The organism is Streptomyces sp. NPDC059534, from assembly GCF_042743475.1.
Classification (GTDB): domain Bacteria; phylum Actinomycetota; class Actinomycetes; order Streptomycetales; family Streptomycetaceae; genus Streptomyces.
The window spans coordinates 1-15,649 of the sequence record NZ_JBHWAQ010000037.1; the positions used below are offsets into that span (position 1 = coordinate 1).

General features: G+C 73.3%; 13 protein-coding genes and 1 tRNA gene. 4 read left to right on the forward strand and 10 right to left on the reverse strand.

All coding sequences use genetic code 11. The features are described 5' to 3' along the window. Positions 1 to 119 precede the first annotated feature (119 nt). Entirely contained in the window at positions 120 to 878 is a 759-nt protein-coding gene (locus tag ACFVZH_RS32245; RefSeq protein WP_017237127.1) for an IclR family transcriptional regulator, read from the reverse strand. Positions 879 to 1,284: 406 nt separating this feature from the next. On the opposite strand from ACFVZH_RS32245, the gene ACFVZH_RS32250 reads away from it, so the two are divergent. Together ACFVZH_RS32250 and ACFVZH_RS32255 are read left to right on the forward strand one after the other, a co-directional pair. Further along, positions 1,285 to 2,376 (forward strand): LLM class flavin-dependent oxidoreductase, encoded by a 1,092-nt coding sequence (locus ACFVZH_RS32250; RefSeq protein WP_384902911.1) that lies wholly within the window; start codon positions 1,285 to 1,287, stop codon positions 2,374 to 2,376. A 256-nt stretch (positions 2,377 to 2,632) separates the two neighbouring features. Next, positions 2,633 to 4,342 carry a glycosyl hydrolase family 18 protein gene (locus ACFVZH_RS32255; RefSeq protein ID WP_384902913.1) on the forward strand — a complete coding sequence of 570 codons (1,710 nt, stop codon included), beginning with the start codon at positions 2,633 to 2,635 and terminating at the stop codon, positions 4,340 to 4,342. Positions 4,343 to 4,539: 197 nt separating this feature from the next. Here ACFVZH_RS32255 and ACFVZH_RS32260 read toward each other — a convergent pair whose 3' ends face one another. Continuing rightward, positions 4,540 to 6,507: an EAL domain-containing protein gene (locus ACFVZH_RS32260; protein ID WP_384902914.1), complete on the reverse strand. Its 1,968-nt coding sequence runs from the start codon at positions 6,505 to 6,507 to the stop codon at positions 4,540 to 4,542. A gap of 326 nt (positions 6,508 to 6,833) precedes the next feature. Between ACFVZH_RS32260 and ACFVZH_RS32265 the strand changes: the two genes are divergently transcribed. Continuing rightward, positions 6,834 to 8,114 (forward strand): M6 family metalloprotease domain-containing protein, encoded by a 1,281-nt coding sequence (locus tag ACFVZH_RS32265; RefSeq protein ID WP_384902916.1) that lies wholly within the window; start codon positions 6,834 to 6,836, stop codon positions 8,112 to 8,114. A gap of 62 nt (positions 8,115 to 8,176) precedes the next feature. Here the strand turns inward: ACFVZH_RS32265 and ACFVZH_RS32270 are convergent. The 4 genes from ACFVZH_RS32270 to ACFVZH_RS32285 form a co-directional block, all read right to left on the reverse strand. Continuing rightward, a tRNA-Lys gene (locus ACFVZH_RS32270) sits at positions 8,177 to 8,250 on the reverse strand. Next, positions 8,241 to 8,870, reverse strand: a complete 630-nt coding sequence (locus ACFVZH_RS32275) for a hypothetical protein (RefSeq protein ID WP_384902918.1) — start codon at positions 8,868 to 8,870, stop codon at positions 8,241 to 8,243. The genes ACFVZH_RS32270 and ACFVZH_RS32275 overlap by 10 nt, the downstream gene beginning before the upstream one ends. A gap of 153 nt (positions 8,871 to 9,023) precedes the next feature. Further along, a complete protein-coding gene (locus ACFVZH_RS32280) occupies positions 9,024 to 9,380 on the reverse strand; it encodes a hypothetical protein (protein ID WP_384902920.1) in 357 nt (118 codons plus the stop codon). A 132-nt stretch (positions 9,381 to 9,512) separates the two neighbouring features. Then, positions 9,513 to 10,127 (reverse strand): TetR/AcrR family transcriptional regulator, encoded by a 615-nt coding sequence (locus ACFVZH_RS32285; RefSeq protein WP_384902921.1) that lies wholly within the window; start codon positions 10,125 to 10,127, stop codon positions 9,513 to 9,515. A gap of 74 nt (positions 10,128 to 10,201) precedes the next feature. On the opposite strand from ACFVZH_RS32285, the gene ACFVZH_RS32290 reads away from it, so the two are divergent. Next, on the forward strand, positions 10,202 to 10,834 hold the full coding sequence (locus ACFVZH_RS32290; protein ID WP_384902923.1) for a peroxiredoxin-like family protein: 633 nt from the start codon (positions 10,202 to 10,204) through the stop codon (positions 10,832 to 10,834). On the opposite strand, the gene ACFVZH_RS32295 is transcribed toward ACFVZH_RS32290, so the two are convergent. Genes ACFVZH_RS32295 through ACFVZH_RS32310 form a run of 4 tightly spaced genes read right to left on the reverse strand, consistent with a single transcriptional unit; the run spans position 10,818 to position 15,631 of the window. Next, complete coding sequence (locus ACFVZH_RS32295; protein WP_384902925.1) at positions 10,818 to 12,155, reverse strand: AAA family ATPase; 1,338 nt, start codon at positions 12,153 to 12,155, stop codon at positions 10,818 to 10,820. The two genes, ACFVZH_RS32290 and ACFVZH_RS32295, sit on opposite strands and share 17 nt — an antisense overlap. Continuing rightward, positions 12,152 to 13,741, reverse strand: coding sequence for a hypothetical protein (locus ACFVZH_RS32300; RefSeq protein WP_384902927.1), 1,590 nt, complete (start codon positions 13,739 to 13,741; stop codon positions 12,152 to 12,154). Before ACFVZH_RS32300 ends, ACFVZH_RS32295 begins: the two co-directional genes overlap by 4 nt. Continuing rightward, positions 13,732 to 14,841: a hypothetical protein gene (locus tag ACFVZH_RS32305; RefSeq protein ID WP_384902929.1), complete on the reverse strand. Its 1,110-nt coding sequence runs from the start codon at positions 14,839 to 14,841 to the stop codon at positions 13,732 to 13,734. Before ACFVZH_RS32305 ends, ACFVZH_RS32300 begins: the two co-directional genes overlap by 10 nt. Further along, complete coding sequence (locus tag ACFVZH_RS32310; RefSeq protein ID WP_384902931.1) at positions 14,777 to 15,631, reverse strand: phosphatase PAP2 family protein; 855 nt, start codon at positions 15,629 to 15,631, stop codon at positions 14,777 to 14,779. The genes ACFVZH_RS32305 and ACFVZH_RS32310 overlap by 65 nt, the downstream gene beginning before the upstream one ends. Positions 15,632 to 15,649 lie beyond the last annotated feature (18 nt).

Consider the following 15,649-nt stretch of genomic DNA (forward strand, 5'->3'; position numbering starts at 1 on the left):
CTGATTAAGAGTCAGCTGCTCTAACCAACTGAGCTAGCGGCGCCTGCTGACAGAGAAAATACTACCCGGTCCCGCGGGGTGCTTCCGACCACCCCGCGGGACCGGGTTCCTCCGTGTCCTCAGATCGCCAGCGAGAGCACCACCGGAGCGGCCCTGCGGTTGAGCGTGTCGGCCGCCGCACGCAGCCGGTGGGCGTGCTCGATCGGCAGGGAGAGCGCCAGGCAGCCCACGGCGGAGCCCGCCGTCAGCGGGACGGCGGCGCAGACCGTGCCCACCGCGTACTCCTGGAGGTCGAGGACGGGCACGGTGGCCGGCTGGCTGTCGAGCTTCGAGAAGAGGATCCGCTCGCTGGTGATCGTCCGGGAGGTCAGCCGGGCGATCTTGTGCCGGGAGAGGTGGTCCCGCCGGCCGTTCTGGTCGAGCTGGGTGAGCAGGCACTTGCCGACCGCGCTGGCGTGCGCCGCCGAGCGGAAGTCGACCCACTCGTTGACCTTGGGTGTGCGCGGGCCGTCGGCGAACTGGGTGATCTTCACCTCGCCGTCGATGTACCGGCTGATGTAGACCGCCGCGCCGACGGAGTCGCGGAGTTCGGTCAGGGTCTCCTGGAGCTTGGCCTCCAGGGCTTCGCGGCGGGTCAGGCCGGAGCCGAGGAGGACGAGGGAGTCCCCGATCACGTACGCGCCGTCGGCGACCTGCTCGACGTACCCCTCGCGCCGGAGCATGAGGAGGAGCGACGACAGGTGGGCGACGGGCAGGCCGGTCTCGCGGGCGATCTGGACGTCCGTCACTCCGCCACCGTGCCGTGACACCGTCTCGAGGACGCGCAGGGCGTATTGCACCGAGTGGAACGGCGCGGTGGGCTCGGGCTTCAGCGCCACGGTTTCCCCCTACCAGGTTGTGACCGCAAGCTTTCGTACCACGATAGCCGCCAAGCACCGTTTACGGGGCGGCTGTTGGCGAGAATGATGCGGACGATCCGGGCCGTACGCTGGGGCGCACCACCCTGGCATATGCCCACGTCATGAGTGTTGCGGAGAGTCTCAGGTCAGGGCCGTGCGGAAGAGCGCCCGCCCGTGCGTTCGGCCGGTGGCGAACGGGAGATTTTTTACGGGGAAGCGGACCCGGCCGGGGCTCCCCGGGTGGCCGAGAACCCTCGGTGGGCCCCGGAATAAGCGGAGACCCCCTCCTGTTGTAGCCCTGATGTCTCCGGACTCCGGTCCGGGGGCGCGTCCGGACGCCCGTCCGGACGACGCATCCGCAGCTGTGCCGAGGAGGGTCCCGACGGTGACCGACGCTATTCGAGGAGAGGCGCGGGGGACCGCGCCCGTACCGCTGTCCGTACTGGACCTGGTGACCGTCGGCAGCGGGCGGACCGCGACCCAGGCGCTCGCCACCAGCGTCGAGCTGAGCCGGCTCGCCGAGCGGCGCGGCTTCCACCGCCACTGGGTGGCCGAACACCACTCGATGCCGGGCGTCGCGTCCTCCTCCCCGGCCGTGATCCTCGCCCACCTGGCCGCCCACACCCGGCGCATCCGGCTCGGCTCGGGCGGCGTCATGCTGCCCAACCACGCCCCGCTCGTCATCGCCGAGCAGTTCGGCACCCTGGAGGCGTTCGCCCCGGGCCGGATCGACCTCGGCCTCGGGCGCGCGCCCGGCACCGACGGAGCCACGGCGGCCGCCCTGCGGCGCACGGACACCCTCAACGAGGGCGCGGACGACTTCCCCGAGCAGCTCGCCGAGCTGACCCGGTTCCTCGACGACGACTTCCCGGACGGGCACCCGTACGCGCGGATCCACGCCGTGCCCGGACCGGTGCAGGGTCCGAAGGGGCGGCCGCCGGTCTGGCTGCTGGGCTCCTCCGGCTTCAGCGCCCGCCTCGCCGGCCTGCTGGGCCTGCCCTTCGCCTTCGCCCACCACTTCTCGGCCAGGAACACGATCCCGGCGCTCGACCTCTACCGGGACTCGTTCCGGCCCTCGGCCGTCCTCGACTCCCCGTACGCGATGATCGGCGTCTCGGCGCTCGCCGCCGACGAGGCGGCGCAGGCCCGCCGGCAGGTCCTCTCCGGCGCCCTCGCGATGCTGCGGCTGCGCACGGGCCGGCCCGGTCTGGTGCCGACGCCCGAGGAGGCGGAGGCGTACGGATTCAGTCCGGCGGAGCGGGAGTTCGTGGACAGCTGGCTGGCGAACGTCGTGTACGGCACCCCGGACGAGGTCCGTTCGGGCCTCGACGACCTGCGCAAGCGGACGGGCGCGGACGAGCTGATGATCACGGCCAACGCGCACGGCGGGGAGGCCCGGCTGCGGAGCTACGAGCTGATCGCCGACGCGTACGCACTCCCCGTGCTGCCGGATTCCGAGGAGGGTTCGGCCGGGTGAATCCCCGGTTTCGCGGGCCGGTTGGTTCACTCTCGAACGAACCCCGGATCTGTCCTAAGTGAACCTTAAACCGCTCGTCACCGATGGTGGCGGGCGGTTCCGTTTTGTGCTGCACGTCTCTGACAAGGGCTTTCACCTTCAAATTGGTCTAGTCCTCAATCTGGTTCAGACCATTGACGCGCCGTTCACGCGGCGGTTATCACTTCCTCAGCTCCTGTACGGCACCACCCAGTACTCCCCCCATCGGAGGCCGCACGTGCACCCCCGTAAGCCCTTGATCGCCGCGCTCCTGAGCTCGGCCCTCGCCGCCGGCGCGCTCGCCGCGACGGTCGGCCTCGGCTCCGCCCAGGCGGCCGACTCGTCGACCACCGCCTCTGCGGGCAACGTGCGCATCGCGTACTACGACCAGTGGAGCGTCTACGGCAACGCGTTCTACCCCAAGCACCTCGACACCCGGGGCATCGCGAGCCAGCTGGACGTCATCAACTACTCGTTCGGCAACATCCACCCCACCAACCTCACCTGTTTCGAGGCCAACAAGGCCGCGGGTGACGACAACAACCCCAACGCGGGTGACGGTGCGGGCGACTCGTACGCCGACTACCAGAAGTCCTTCAGCGCGGCCGACTCCGTCGACGGCGTCGCCGACAAGTGGGACCAGCCGATCGTGGGCGTCTTCAACCAGTTCAAGGAACTGAAGGCGAAGTACCCCCACCTGAAGATCAACATCTCGCTCGGCGGCTGGACCTACTCCAAGTACTTCAGCGACGCGGCCAAGACGGACGCGAGCCGCAAGAAGTTCGTGGCCTCCTGCATCGACCAGTACATCAAGGGCAACCTGCCCGTCGAGGGCGGCTACGGCGGCGCGGGCACGGCGGCCGGCATCTTCGACGGCATCGACATCGACTGGGAGTACCCCGGCTCCTCCGGCGGCCACCTGGGCAACCACTACGCCCCCGAGGACAAGCAGAACTACACGCTGCTCCTCGCCGAGTTCCGCAAGCAGCTCGACGAGTACGGCGCGGCCAACGGCGGCAAGAAGTACCTGCTGACCTCGGCCCTCCCGGCAGGCCAGGACAAGATCAAGTACATCGAGACCGACAAGATCGGTCAGTACCTGGACTACGCCAACATCATGACGTACGACATGCACGGCGCCTGGGACGGCGACGGGCCGACGTACCACCAGTCCCCGCTGTACCCCTCGCCGAACGACCCGACCGACGTGATCGCGCCGGGCACGGAGAAGTACAGCATCGACTCGGCCATCGACTCCTGGATCGACGGCAACCCGACCTACGGCATCACCGGCGGCTTCCCCGCCAACAAGCTGACCCTGGGCTACGAGTTCTACTACCGCGGCTGGAAGGGCGTCCCCGCCGGGACCACCAACGGCCTCGCGCAGACCGCGACCGGCGGCTCCAACGTCCGCCCGCTGAGCCAGCAGGCCGGCATCGCGCACTACAAGGAGCTCGGCGGCATCGTCGACAACCCCGCCACCACCTTCTGGGACGACCAGTCGAAGTCCTCGTACTTCTACAAGGACGGCGAGTTCTTCACCGGCCTCAACCAGAAGTCCATCCAGGCCCGCGTGGACTACGCCAAGCAGCGCGGCCTGGCCGGCGCGATGATGTACTCGCTCCTCGGCCTGGACGACAACGCCACCCTGCTGAAGCAGATCAACACCGCGCTCGGCGGCACCACCGCCCCGCCGACCACGACGCCGCCGACCACCCCGCCGACGACGCCCCCGACCACCCCGCCCACCACGCCGCCGACGACCCCGCCGACGACCCCGCCCACGGGCTGCGGCTCCGCCCCGGCGTACGTGGCCGGCACGATCTACAACGCGGGCAACGAGGTCTCCCACAACGGCCACAAGTGGAAGGCCAAGTGGTGGACGCAGAACGAGGCCCCCGGCACCACCGGCGAGTGGGGCGTCTGGCAGGACCTCGGCGCCTGCTGAGTGCCTGACCCGCTGAACCCCTCATGACCACTGCCCCCGCCCGGAATGTCCCTCCGGCCGGGGGCAGTTCCATGCCCGGGCGCAGGGCGCCCGGGCGGCGGGTGCGGTGACCGGGTGCCGGATGCCGGATGCCGGAGGGCGGGTGCGGGTGCCGGGTGCCTGGTGACCCCGACGGCGGGCCCGTGTCCCGGCGCCGGCTAGACGGGCAGCGGCTCCGAGCCGATCAGCTCGGCGATCCGGTCCGGGGTCACCGCCCGCGAGTACAGCCAGCCCTGCCCGGTGTCGCAGCCGATCCGGCGCAGCCGGTCGGCCTGCCCGGCGGTCTCGACGCACTCGGCGGTGACGGTCAGCCCGAGCCGGTGCGCGAGGTGCACCAGCGCCTCGACGATCAGCTCGTCCGCCGGGTTGGCGTGCTCCTCGTCCTGGAAGCCGCGGACGAAGGAGCCGTCGAGCTTGAGCACCGAGACGGGCAGCCGGCTCAGATAGGCCAGGTTCGAGTAGCCGGTGCCGAAGTCGTCGATGGCGATCCGCACCCCCATGTCGCTCAGCGCCTGGAGCGCCTGGAGCGGCCGGCCGGCCGAACCCATCACGGCGGACTCGGTCAGCTCCAGCTGGAGCAGGTGCGGGGCGAGCCCGGTCTCGGCGAGGATGCCCGCGACGTCCGCGACCAGGTCGGAGTCCCAGACCTGACGGACCGCCACGTTGACGCTGACGAAGATCGGGCGCTCGCGAGGATGGTCCTTCTGCCACTGCCGGGCCTGGCGGCAGGCCGTCTGGAGGACCCACCGGCCCAGCTCCACGATGGAGCCGTCCTCCTCGGCGATTGCGATGAACCGATTCGGCGGGAGGGAGCCGAACTGCGGGTGGTTCCAGCGCACCAGCGCCTCCACCCCGCGCACCGCCCCGTCCGCCAGCTCCACGAGGGGCTGGTACTCCAGGGCGAACTCGCCGAGCTCCACGGCCGGCCGCAGCGTGGAGGAGAGCGCCTGCCGGGTCATCCGGTGGGCGTTGCGCTCCGGGTCGAAGAGGGTCCAGCGGGCCTTGCCGTCGGCCTTGGCCCAGTACAGCGTGGTGTCCGCGGCCTGCATCAGGGCGGTCGCCGTCGTCCCGTGCGCGGAGCGTTCGACCACGCCGATCGAGGCGGAGACCGAGAGCCGCTGGCCGGCCAGGTCGAAGGGGTCCTGGAGCGCGCACAGCACCGAGCGTGCCAGGTCCGCGAGTTGCTCGGTGCCGGTGGAGTCCTCGACCAGGATCGCGAACTCGTCGCCGCCGAGCCGCGCCACCAGGTGGCCGCCGCTGCGCGTGTAGCCGTCGCTGTCCGCACACTCCGTCAGACGGGCGGCGACGGCGGCGAGGAGCCGGTCGCCGACCCGGTGGCCGAGGGTGTCGTTGACCGCCTTGAAGCCGTCGAGGTCGAGGTAGCAGAGACCGATCCGCCCTGTTCTGCCATACCCGTACGACTCGTATGAACGGTCCGGCAGGGGGGACGGGGCGACCGGCTCGCCCTCCTTCGCGGCGGCCGGGGCGGAGGCGTCCAGGGCCGCCGACAGGCGCTCGAAGAACAGGGCCCGGTTGGGCAGCCGGGTCACCGGGTCGTGCATCTGGAGGTGGCGCAGCCGCGCCTGGAGCTCGCGCCGGTCGCTGATGTCCGTGATCGACAGCAGGACGCGCCGGCTGTCGGGCACGGGAGCGACGGTGATCTCGGCCCACAGGGAGCGCCCGTCGGGGTGCTTGAGGCGCCGGGTGCAGCGGAAGCGCGAGCGGCGGCCGCGCAGTACCTCGCGGTACGCGTGCCAGGTGCGGCCGTCGGAGGCGAGGTCGACGAGGTCGGCGGCGGCCTGTTCGCGCAGCGACCCGGGCTCGGCGCCGAGGAGGGCGCCGAAGGAGTCGTTGGCGGTGACGACGACGCCGTCCTCGTCGACGACGGCCATGGCGAGCCGCGAGACCGCGAAGGCGGCGCGGCAGTCGCGGAGTTCGGCCTCGGGGGGCCCGCCGGTCCGCCGTTCGGGTTCGGGGCGTCCGCCGTCCCGCCGTTCGGGCTCGGGGTGCCCGCCGGCCGTCCGTTCGGGCTCGGGGTGCCCGGTGTGACGCTCCGTGAGCGCGGGCTCTGCCGTGCGTGTCTCCGGCGGCTCTGGGTGCACCGGTCTTTCGGGGGTTCCGCTCACCGATCGCTCCCGTAGTGCAGTCGGGCCGGTCACATGTGGTCGGGATGGTCGGCCAAGGAAGAGTGAGCCGATCATAGAGCCCGTGCGGGGGAGCGTTCCAGCTCCGGGGCGCGCGCGGGGGGCACCCACCCGTGTGGGGAAGCCCACCCCCGTGTGTCGCCCGATCGTTTCTGCGCAGGTCTGACACGGGTCGACGACGACCTGACCGAATGTGACTTTCCGTGAGCTGAAATGCGTCCGTGTCGCGTCGACCCCATGGCGCCCCCTCACCCGACCGGGGCAGCGGAAACATGCGAAACGCCGCGAAACGTCACAAGGTGGGTGGGGTGTCCCGCATTCCCGATCCGGAGGTCCACGTGAGGGGTCAGCAGCCACCCGGGGGAGTGGAACGCCCACGGCTGCGTGCCGGAGCGGCGGCCTTCACCTCGCTCGCCGCCCTGGCCGCCACCGGCCTCGTCGCCGGCCCCGCCGTCGGCGCCCCGACGGCGAGCCCCTGCACCCTGCCCCGTACCGCCGCCCACCACTCACTCGGCCTCGACAGCTGGAACCAGTCCTACCCCCGCCCCGCCCGCACCCTCGACGCGGTCATGATCTTCCTGTCCTTCCCGGACTCCGACCCGCTCACCGAACCCGCCGAACTCGCCGCCGACCACTTCCCCGCCACCAGCGAGTACTTCGAACGCGCCTCCTACGGCCGCTTCACCCTGCGCCCCCATCCCCAGCTCACCTGGACCCGGATGCCGCGGGAGTCGGGCGCGTACGACATACGGCGCGACTGGGACGCCGGGAAGCGCGCCGGCTACCTCCGCGACGCGATCGCCGCCGCGGACCCGGGCGTCGACTTCTCCGCGTACGACATCGTCTACCTGGTCGCCGACCCGGACGCGCCCGGCGTGGACTCGGACGCCACCAAGGTCGTCAACCTCGAACGGCCCCTGGAGGTCGACGGCACCGAGATCAAGCGGGTCGTCACGGTCTTCGAGCGGCACCCGCCCGACCGCAACGTCCTCGCCCACGAGACCGGCCACGTCTTCGACCTGCCCGACCTCTACCGCCGGCCGGTGGACGGGAAGGGCGACTGGGACACCCATGTGGGGGACTGGGACGTCATGGGCAGCCAGTTCGGACTCGCCCCCGACCTCTTCGGCTGGCACAAGTGGAAGCTCGGCTGGCTGTCCCGGGCCCAGGTGAGCTGCGTCCAGGGCACCGGCACCCGGGTGGTCAGCCTGGAGCCGACCGACGCCCCGGTCCCGGCCGGCGGCACCCTCGGCACCCGGCTCGCCGTCGTCCGCACCGGCCCGGACAGCGTCCTCGCGGTCGAGGCCCGCAGCTCCGCCGGCAACGACGCCGAGACGTGCACCGAGGGCGTGCTCGTCTACCGGGTACGGGCCGGCGCGGCCTCCGGCGACGGCCCGGTCGAGGTCGTCGACGCGCACCCGCGCACCGAGGCGTGCTGGGACCGCTCGGTCTACCCGCCGCTCGCGGACGCCCCGCTGGAGGAGGGCGAGACCCTCACCGTGCCCGGCACCGGCGTCCGGGTCGAGGTCACCGACCGGACCGCGACGGGCGCCTGGACGGTCCGGATCACCCCACCGGTCGTGGGCTGAGCGGCGGACCCGTCCGGAACACGAAGAAGCCCCCCGCTTCCGCGAGGGGCTTCTTCCGTCTGTGCGCCGCCAGGGACTCGAACCCCGGACCCGCTGATTAAGAGTCAGCTGCTCTAACCAACTGAGCTAGCGGCGCCTGCTGACGTCGTAGACATTAGCACCCGGATCGGCGGGAGGAAAAATCGATACCCGCACGTCGGCGGCGGAAGCCGCCCGGACGGCCCGCACGCAGGCCCACAGCACGACCTCGGGGCCCGGCAGCCACGGGTGGCGGGTGTCCGGGGCGACCAGCCAGCGGGGTCCGGAGGTGTCCGACGAGGGCACGAGCGGCGGCACGGTCACCGCGTCCCCGCCCCCGTGGCAGAGCGGCCGGGGCACCGCCTCGCCCCACTCCTCCCAGTCCAGCAGCGCCGGCAGCCGCTGGGCGGTGCCCGGCGCGGCGAACAGCATCATCCGGCCCCGGTGCATCGCGACGGGCCCGGAGCCCGGACCCTCCGCCCAGAGGCGGTCCAGCATCCGGCGCCCGAAGACCGGGTCCACGTTGACGACGTCGAAGACCGTGCCGCAGGGCAGCGTCGCGGGCGAGGCTGGACGGGCCTCCCAGCGGGTGAGCGCGGCCACCCGCTCCCCGGCGGCCGAGGCGAGCCACGCGGCCCCGTCCGCCGTCACCCGGGCCGTCTGGTGCCGTCCCTCGTCACCCTCCCGGAGGAACCGGAAGATGTCGTGCGGGATCTCGTCGCGCAGCCAGGTCGTCATGGATCCAGGTCTACCCGGCGTAACCGAGCGATTTCCGAGGGTTCCCGGAATCCCGGACAGGAGGGCCCGGCGAGGAGTATCGTGCGCCCCGCATATGCCAGGGGGCGCACGCGGGGTGCAGATGCTCCGGGCAGGCGCGCGGGCCCCGCCGGCCTACTCCTCCGGCGGGCGGCCGTTCGACCGGATCAGGTCGCGGCCGAACTCGATCATCTTCACCGCGTAGTCCTCGGTCCACTGGGCGCGCTCGGCCACGGCGGCGGCGGTGAGCCGGTCGAACCGGCGCGGGTCCGCGAGCTGGGCGGCGGCGATGGCCTGGAACTCGGTCGCCCGGTCCGTCGCCGCGCGGAACGCCAGCGTCAGCTCCGTCGCGCGCGCCAGCAGCTCCCGCGGATCCTCTATCGACTCCAGGTCGAAGAAGTGCTCCGGGTCGGCGGTCGCCTCGGCAGGCTCGAAGACCAGCGGTGCCGGCCGAAGCCGTCGCTGTCCGCTCCGCTCCGCGGGTTCCGCCATGGTCCGTCTCCTCCTCGCACAGGCACGGCCCGGAATTCCGGGCCGTCTTCCATTGTCCCGCGTCCCGCAAGAGCGCGAACCCCTCCGGCACGCGCCCCCGGAAAGCTCCCGGTGCCGGCCCGGCCGGGGCCGTCAGCCGTCGAGGCCGCGCAGCAGCAGGCGCAGACCGCCGAAGAACTCCTGGTCGGGGCCGACCTCGCCGGCGGTCCGTGCCGTCTCCGCGAGGTGGGGGAACCGGTCCTCGGGCAGCGCGGCGATCATCGCCGTGCCCTCGCCGGCGAGGGGCCCGAGGTGTTCGAGCTGGATCGCCCCGGTGACGTACCCGTGGAGCGCGCGCAGGGCGACGACCCGCTGCCGGCCGTCGATCCCTGCCTCGGCCAGGATGCCGAGCACGGTCTCCGACCAGCGCAGACCTCCGGCCGCGTGGTGCCGGTGGGCGAGGGTCAGCGGGACGGCCTCCGGGTGACGGGCCACGGCGTCGCGCAAGCGCCCGACCATGGTCTCGATCCGCTCCCGCCAAGGGGTGTCAGGGGAGGGGGGTGTGGCGTCGACGGAGCCCAGGACGCGGTCGACCACGAGCCCCTCCAGCTCCTCGCGATCGCTCACGTACCGGTAGAGCCCCATGGGGCTCATGCCGAGTTCCTTGGCGACGGTGCGCATGGAGAGGGCGGCGAGCCCGTCGCGGTCGATGACGGCGAGGGCCGCGGCGGCCAGTCGGTCCAGGGTGAGGGAGCGGGGTCGTGGCATGGCGGTTGACAGCGTACGCCCTACGCCTACGCTGTTAGGAGTACGCCGTACGCCTACGAGGAAAGCGGTGTCCCATGCGCACACCCCAGCCCCGCACATCCGAGCCCCGCACGACCCGGTCCCGCACACCCCGGCCCCGTGCCCGCCTGGAGCCCGGTCGTTCCGTGCCCGCCCGGACGCTCACGCCGGTCCTCGGCCCCCCGCTCACCCTCCCGGACCCCACACGCCCCACCCACGTGCAGTTCCGCCGCTTCGCGGGCTGCCCGGTCTGCAACCTTCACCTGCGGTCGGTGGTCCTGCGGCACCAGGAGATCGAACAGGCCGGAATCCGCGAGGTGGTCCTCTTCCACTCCCCCGCCGACGAGCTCCGCGAGCACGTGACCCATCTGCCGTTCGCCGTCGTCGCGGACCCCGCCAAGGTGCTGTACGCCGAGTTCGGGGTGGAGGCCCACCGCAGGGCCCTGCTCGCCCCGCGCGCCTGGCCGGCGATCGCCCGGTCCCTGCTCCGCGGCGCCTGGGAGCTGCTCCGGGGCCGGGGACGGCTGCCCGCCGGCTCGCAGCCGGGCGGTCGCCTCGGCCTCCCCGCCGACTTCCTGATCGCCCCGGACGGCCGCGTCGCCGCCGTGAAGTACGGCGAGCACGTCTACGACCAGTGGTCGGTCGACGAACTCCTCGCCCTGGCCGCCCGGCTCAGGGAGTCCAGCTGACCCGGTGCTCCGCCAGGTGGGAGAGGACCGCGTGGTTCGCCTCCCAGCCGTCGGGGAACGACACCGCCGCGCCCAGCTGCACCGGCTCCGTCGACGGATGCTCGTCGAGAAGCTCCGTGACGCCCGCGCGGCAGACCACCACACAGGCGTGCCGATGCCGGGACGCGAGCACGCACAGCCGCCCCGTCTCCAGGTGGAAGGCGGTCGCGTCCGGGCGGCCGGAGAGCGGATGGAGGACGACCGTCACGTCGTACTCGCGCCCCTGGAGGCGGTTCGCGGTGTCCACCGTCACCCCGGTCACCCCGAGCTCCGCGAGCGCGGCCCGGACGGCCGCCGCCTGGTCGCGGTGGGCGGTGCCGACCGCGACCCGGTCCGGCGTCAGCGGAACCGGTCGCTCCGCCTGCTCCGAGACCGCGGCCCCGCCCCGGTCGAGCAGCCGGCGCACGACCAGCGCGACCGCGCCGACCGCCTCGGGATCGGTCCGCGGGGTGTGCCGGGCCGGCAGTTCGAGCAGACCCCAGCCGGACTCCGCCGCCTCGTCGAGGACCCGGTCGGGGCCCGAGCCGTCCGACGGCACCGAGAAGGAGAGCCTCCGGTCCTCGGGCCCGGTGCCGCTGCGGAACGGCGTGAACGGATAGAAGGCGTCCGAGACCAGCGGCGCCGCCGAGGCGGGCAGCCGCCACGACACCGGCAACCGGTGCTGAGGCAGCTCCGGATTGTGCGCCAGGAGCGTGGACACCGCGCTCGCCGACGGGTCGTACGAGAGCCCCGCCCACTGCTCCGCGCCCACCACCGAGAACGGGTCCAGCTGCCCGGGGTCGCCCACGAACAGCGCCCGCTCGAACAGCCCCGCCACCGCGAGCAGCGCGTCGGAGCGCATCTGGTACGCCTCGTCGACGATCGCGTGCGCCCACGGCTCGACGTTCTTCACGTGCGCCCACTTGGCGGAGGTCGACAGGACCACCGGCAGCCCGGCCAGCTCACCCGCCTTCGCCGACTTCCGTACGTGCTCCAGGTCGTCGAGCGCCTTGTCGTACGGGTCGCTGTCGTTCGAGTGCAGCCGGCCCACCTCAAGGCCGGGCTCCTTCTCGGCGAGCCGCAGCACCAGGTCGTCCACCTGCGCGTTCGTCTGCGCGACCACCATCAGGGGGCGCCCGGCGGCGGCCAGTTCGAGGGCCGCGCGGACCACCAGCGTCGACTTCCCCGCGCCCGGAGGCGAGTCGACGACCACACCGCGCGACGCGCCGTGCAGGGTGTCCGCCAGGATGCCGGCCGTCGCCCGGCCGGCCTCGGCGGAGGGATCGAACACGGTCACGCTCACAGCACGTCCTCGGGGGTCACGGCGTCGGGCAGTTCGACGGCGTCCGTCCTCGGCGGACCGCCGTGCGTCCAGGGCGTCTCCTCCGGGTCCGGCAGCTTCGGCCCGACCCGCTGCTCGTGCTCGAACAGCGTCCAGGCGATCCGCTCGCCCTTCTCCGGCACCGAACCCTCCGCGGGCTCCCTGGAGCGCCCCATCCGGTCCAGGACCCGCAGCAGCAGCGAGCCGTCCTCCTCGTGGCGCACGAACTCCGCCGCCTGCGGCTTGCCGTCGAGCGACCGGAACACCTTCACCTTCTCGCCCAGGTGCGGCCGGTCGTCCGTGCGGACCGTGACCAGCGGACGCGGCGCGGGCCGCTTCGACTCCGTCCAGGCCATCGTCACCTCCACCACCTCGGCGGTGAACGCCTCGCCCGCGAGCCGCCGCCCGGCCAGCACCAGCGGGTCGTCGAGCGCCTCCTGCGCCTCCAGCTGGCCCTGCGCCTGCTCGCGGGCGGCGAGCTTGGAGGCCGCCGTCACGGCGTCGTCCCGGCGCGGCTGCGGCGGCTCACCCGCGGTGACCCGGTCGCGGTGGGCGGTGAAGGACCAGCGGTCCCGGGTCCAGCGGTCCGCGACCCTGGCCCCCTCCGGCAGCTCCCGCAGCAGGTCCACCGCCCGCCACACCGCGTCCCAGGTCGGCTTCAGCTGGGAGGCGACCAGCCGGCGCAGCTCCCGCTCGGCCGCGTGCAGTTCGCCGAGGCCCGAGTCGGCCGCCTCGCCGTCCTCGGCCGCGCCGAGCGCCTGCCGGGCCCGGTCGTACCGCTCGATCGCGGGCGCGAGGAGCCGGTTGTCGAAGGCGGGGTCGGTGGCCGGCCCGGCGGGCGGGCACAGCAGCTGACCCTGCGCGTCCCGGCCCGTCTCGGCCCGCAGCGCCGCCTCCGCGCCCGGCTCCCCGTCGCGCGGGTCGATCCAGGCGAGCAGCGCGCCCAGGTGCTGGTCCTCCAGGGAGGACTGGCCGGTCGCCCAGTGCCGGTTGAGGAGGTCGGTCGCCGCGAGCAGCAGCGAGGAGCCGGGCACCCGGGCCCGCTCGCCGAAGTGCGTCAGCCAGCGTCCGAGCAGCGGCACCCGCGGCGGCGCGGGGAACGGCGTCTCCGGGTCCTGCTCGGCCGTCCGCCGGAACCGTGTCGACCGCCCCAGCAGCCGTACGTACTCGATGCCCGCCCGGCTCGGCACGATCAGCTGCGGCGCGTCCGCGCACAGCTCGACCTCGACCTTCACCTTCCTGCCGGTCTCCGCGTCGACCTCGTTCCTCTCCACCGCCTCGACGGCGTCCGTGAACGAGCCGACGTACGGCAGGACCTCCTCCGCCAGGTCGGCGAGGAACGCGAACCGCAGGTCACGGTCCCGGGGCTGGGCCACCACCAGGAGCCGCGGCTCCTCGGGGTCGGTGCCGACGAGCACGCCCAGCGGGGCGCCCGCCTCGCCGGCGGTCGTCAGCGGGACGAGGACGAGCGGCCGGTCCGACAACCGCCGGTGCCGGACGGTCGCCAGCGGCTGGGCCCGGCCGGACTCGACGGCCTCCATCCGGGCCAGCAGGGAGATCAGCGACATGCCAGGGCCTCCTCGCGCAGCGCCTTCGCCCGGCGGAGCGCCGCCACCGCCGGGTCCGCCGGGTCGCCCTGCTCGCCGCGCGCCGCGGCCAGCACCGCGCCGACCGTCGTCAGCCCGCCGAGCTCGGCCCGCACCGACCGGCCCAGGGTCTCCACCGCGTCGTCCTCCCGCGCCCGCGACCGGCAGTGGAAGGCCAGCTCGCAGGCGGCCAGGCACTCCGGCGCGTACTGGTGGGGCACGCATTCCACGGACGCGGCCAGCTCCTGGGCCGAGCGCTCCGCCACGTCGAAACTGACGCCCTCCGGCAGGGCGGCGGCGATCTCGTCGATCCGGGTCAGCCGGTCCAGCTGGCGCCGGGTGACCGACCGCTGCTTGCGGACGTCGACGAGCGAGGCCGTCGGCACGTTCGAGAAGTCCTTGGGGCAGACGAGGACCACCGAGTGCGCGACCCGGGCGCCCTCGGTGCGCGCCGCCACCCGCTCCAGCGCGAGCACGTACACCGCGGCCTGACGGGCCGCGGCGCCCACCTTGGCCGGGTCGGCCGAACCGTCGATCATCGGGAAGGACTTGATCTCGACCACCGTCCACCCGCCGTCGGGGCGGACCACCACGGCGTCCGGCTCCAGATAGACCGGCGAGCCCGCCACCTCCAGGGCGAGCAGCGGATGGTCGAGCAGGGTCCACGTCCCGGCGCCGGTCGCCTCCCGCAGGGCGAGCGCCGTCCGGGCCGTCCGGCCCTCGGGCCCGGCCGCCGCCAGATCGGGCACGGAGACCTCGCCCGGCTCGTCGGCGCCGACCAGCCGCAGCAGCTCGCGGCCGCCGTCCGCCTTCACCTTCGCCTCGAAGGAGTTGCCCCGCACGATCGCGAACTGCGACTGGCCGAAGGGAGCCGGCGAACCCAGCTTCGCGGCCAGGGCGGACTTGTCGACCCCGGCGCCGTCGAGCAGGGCCCGCCGCCGGCAGCCGGGGTTCGCGGCGAGCGCCGCGAGGGCCCGCGCGTCCAGCGGCCGCGGCACGGTGGCCGGTCCGCGCAGCTCAGCGAGCTGCTGTCGGGTGGTCTGCGGCGGTAGGGACGGACCGCTGTCCAGGGATGCGCTCACCCGTGGAAGTCTCGCATCCGCCACTGACAACCGGGGGAGCTTCCGCCGGGTCGCGCCCGGGGCCGTTCCTTCCCGGCCGGTCGACGGCCCGCAGCAGGTACGGCGCGAGGAGCAGCCCGGCGCCCATCACGGCCGCCCCGGCGACCGCGTCGAGCAGGTAGTGGTTGGCGGTCCCCATCACGACCAGCGTGGTGACCAGCGGGTACGCCACCCCGAGGGCCTTCGCCGCCGGGGTGCGCCCGTGGCGCCACAGCATCACCCCGCACCACAGCGCCCACCCCACGTGCAGGCTGGGCATCGCCGCGTACTGGTTCGTCATCCCGCCGAGCCCGCGTGGCGCGCTGGCCTCGCCGCCCCACCAGCCGTACGCGCTGAAGTGCGCCATCGTGTCGGTGAATCCGTGCACCGGGTCGAGCAGCCGGGGCGGGCAGGTCGGCAGCAGCGTGAAGCCGACCAGGCCGAGCAGGGTGGAGGCCATCAGCCAGGTGCGGGCGGCCCGGTAGTGGGCGGGGCGGCGCCGGAACAGCCACACGAGGATCGCCGGGGTGACGAGGTAGTGCAGGGAGGCGTACGCGAAGTCCGCCGGGATGCCCAGCGCCGGAACGTCCGTGAACAGCCGGTTCAGCGGGTGCTCGGCGTCGATCCCCAGCCCCTCCTCCAGCCGGAGGATCGCCAGGCCGTGCTCCACGGCCGTCGTCTCGTCGCCGCGCACGAGGAGCCGCCCGCCGGTGTACGCCGCGTACACGACGCCGATCAGCGAGAGCTCGGCCCACCACCTTGGCTTGCGCATGGAATAAGTCCCCCCAGA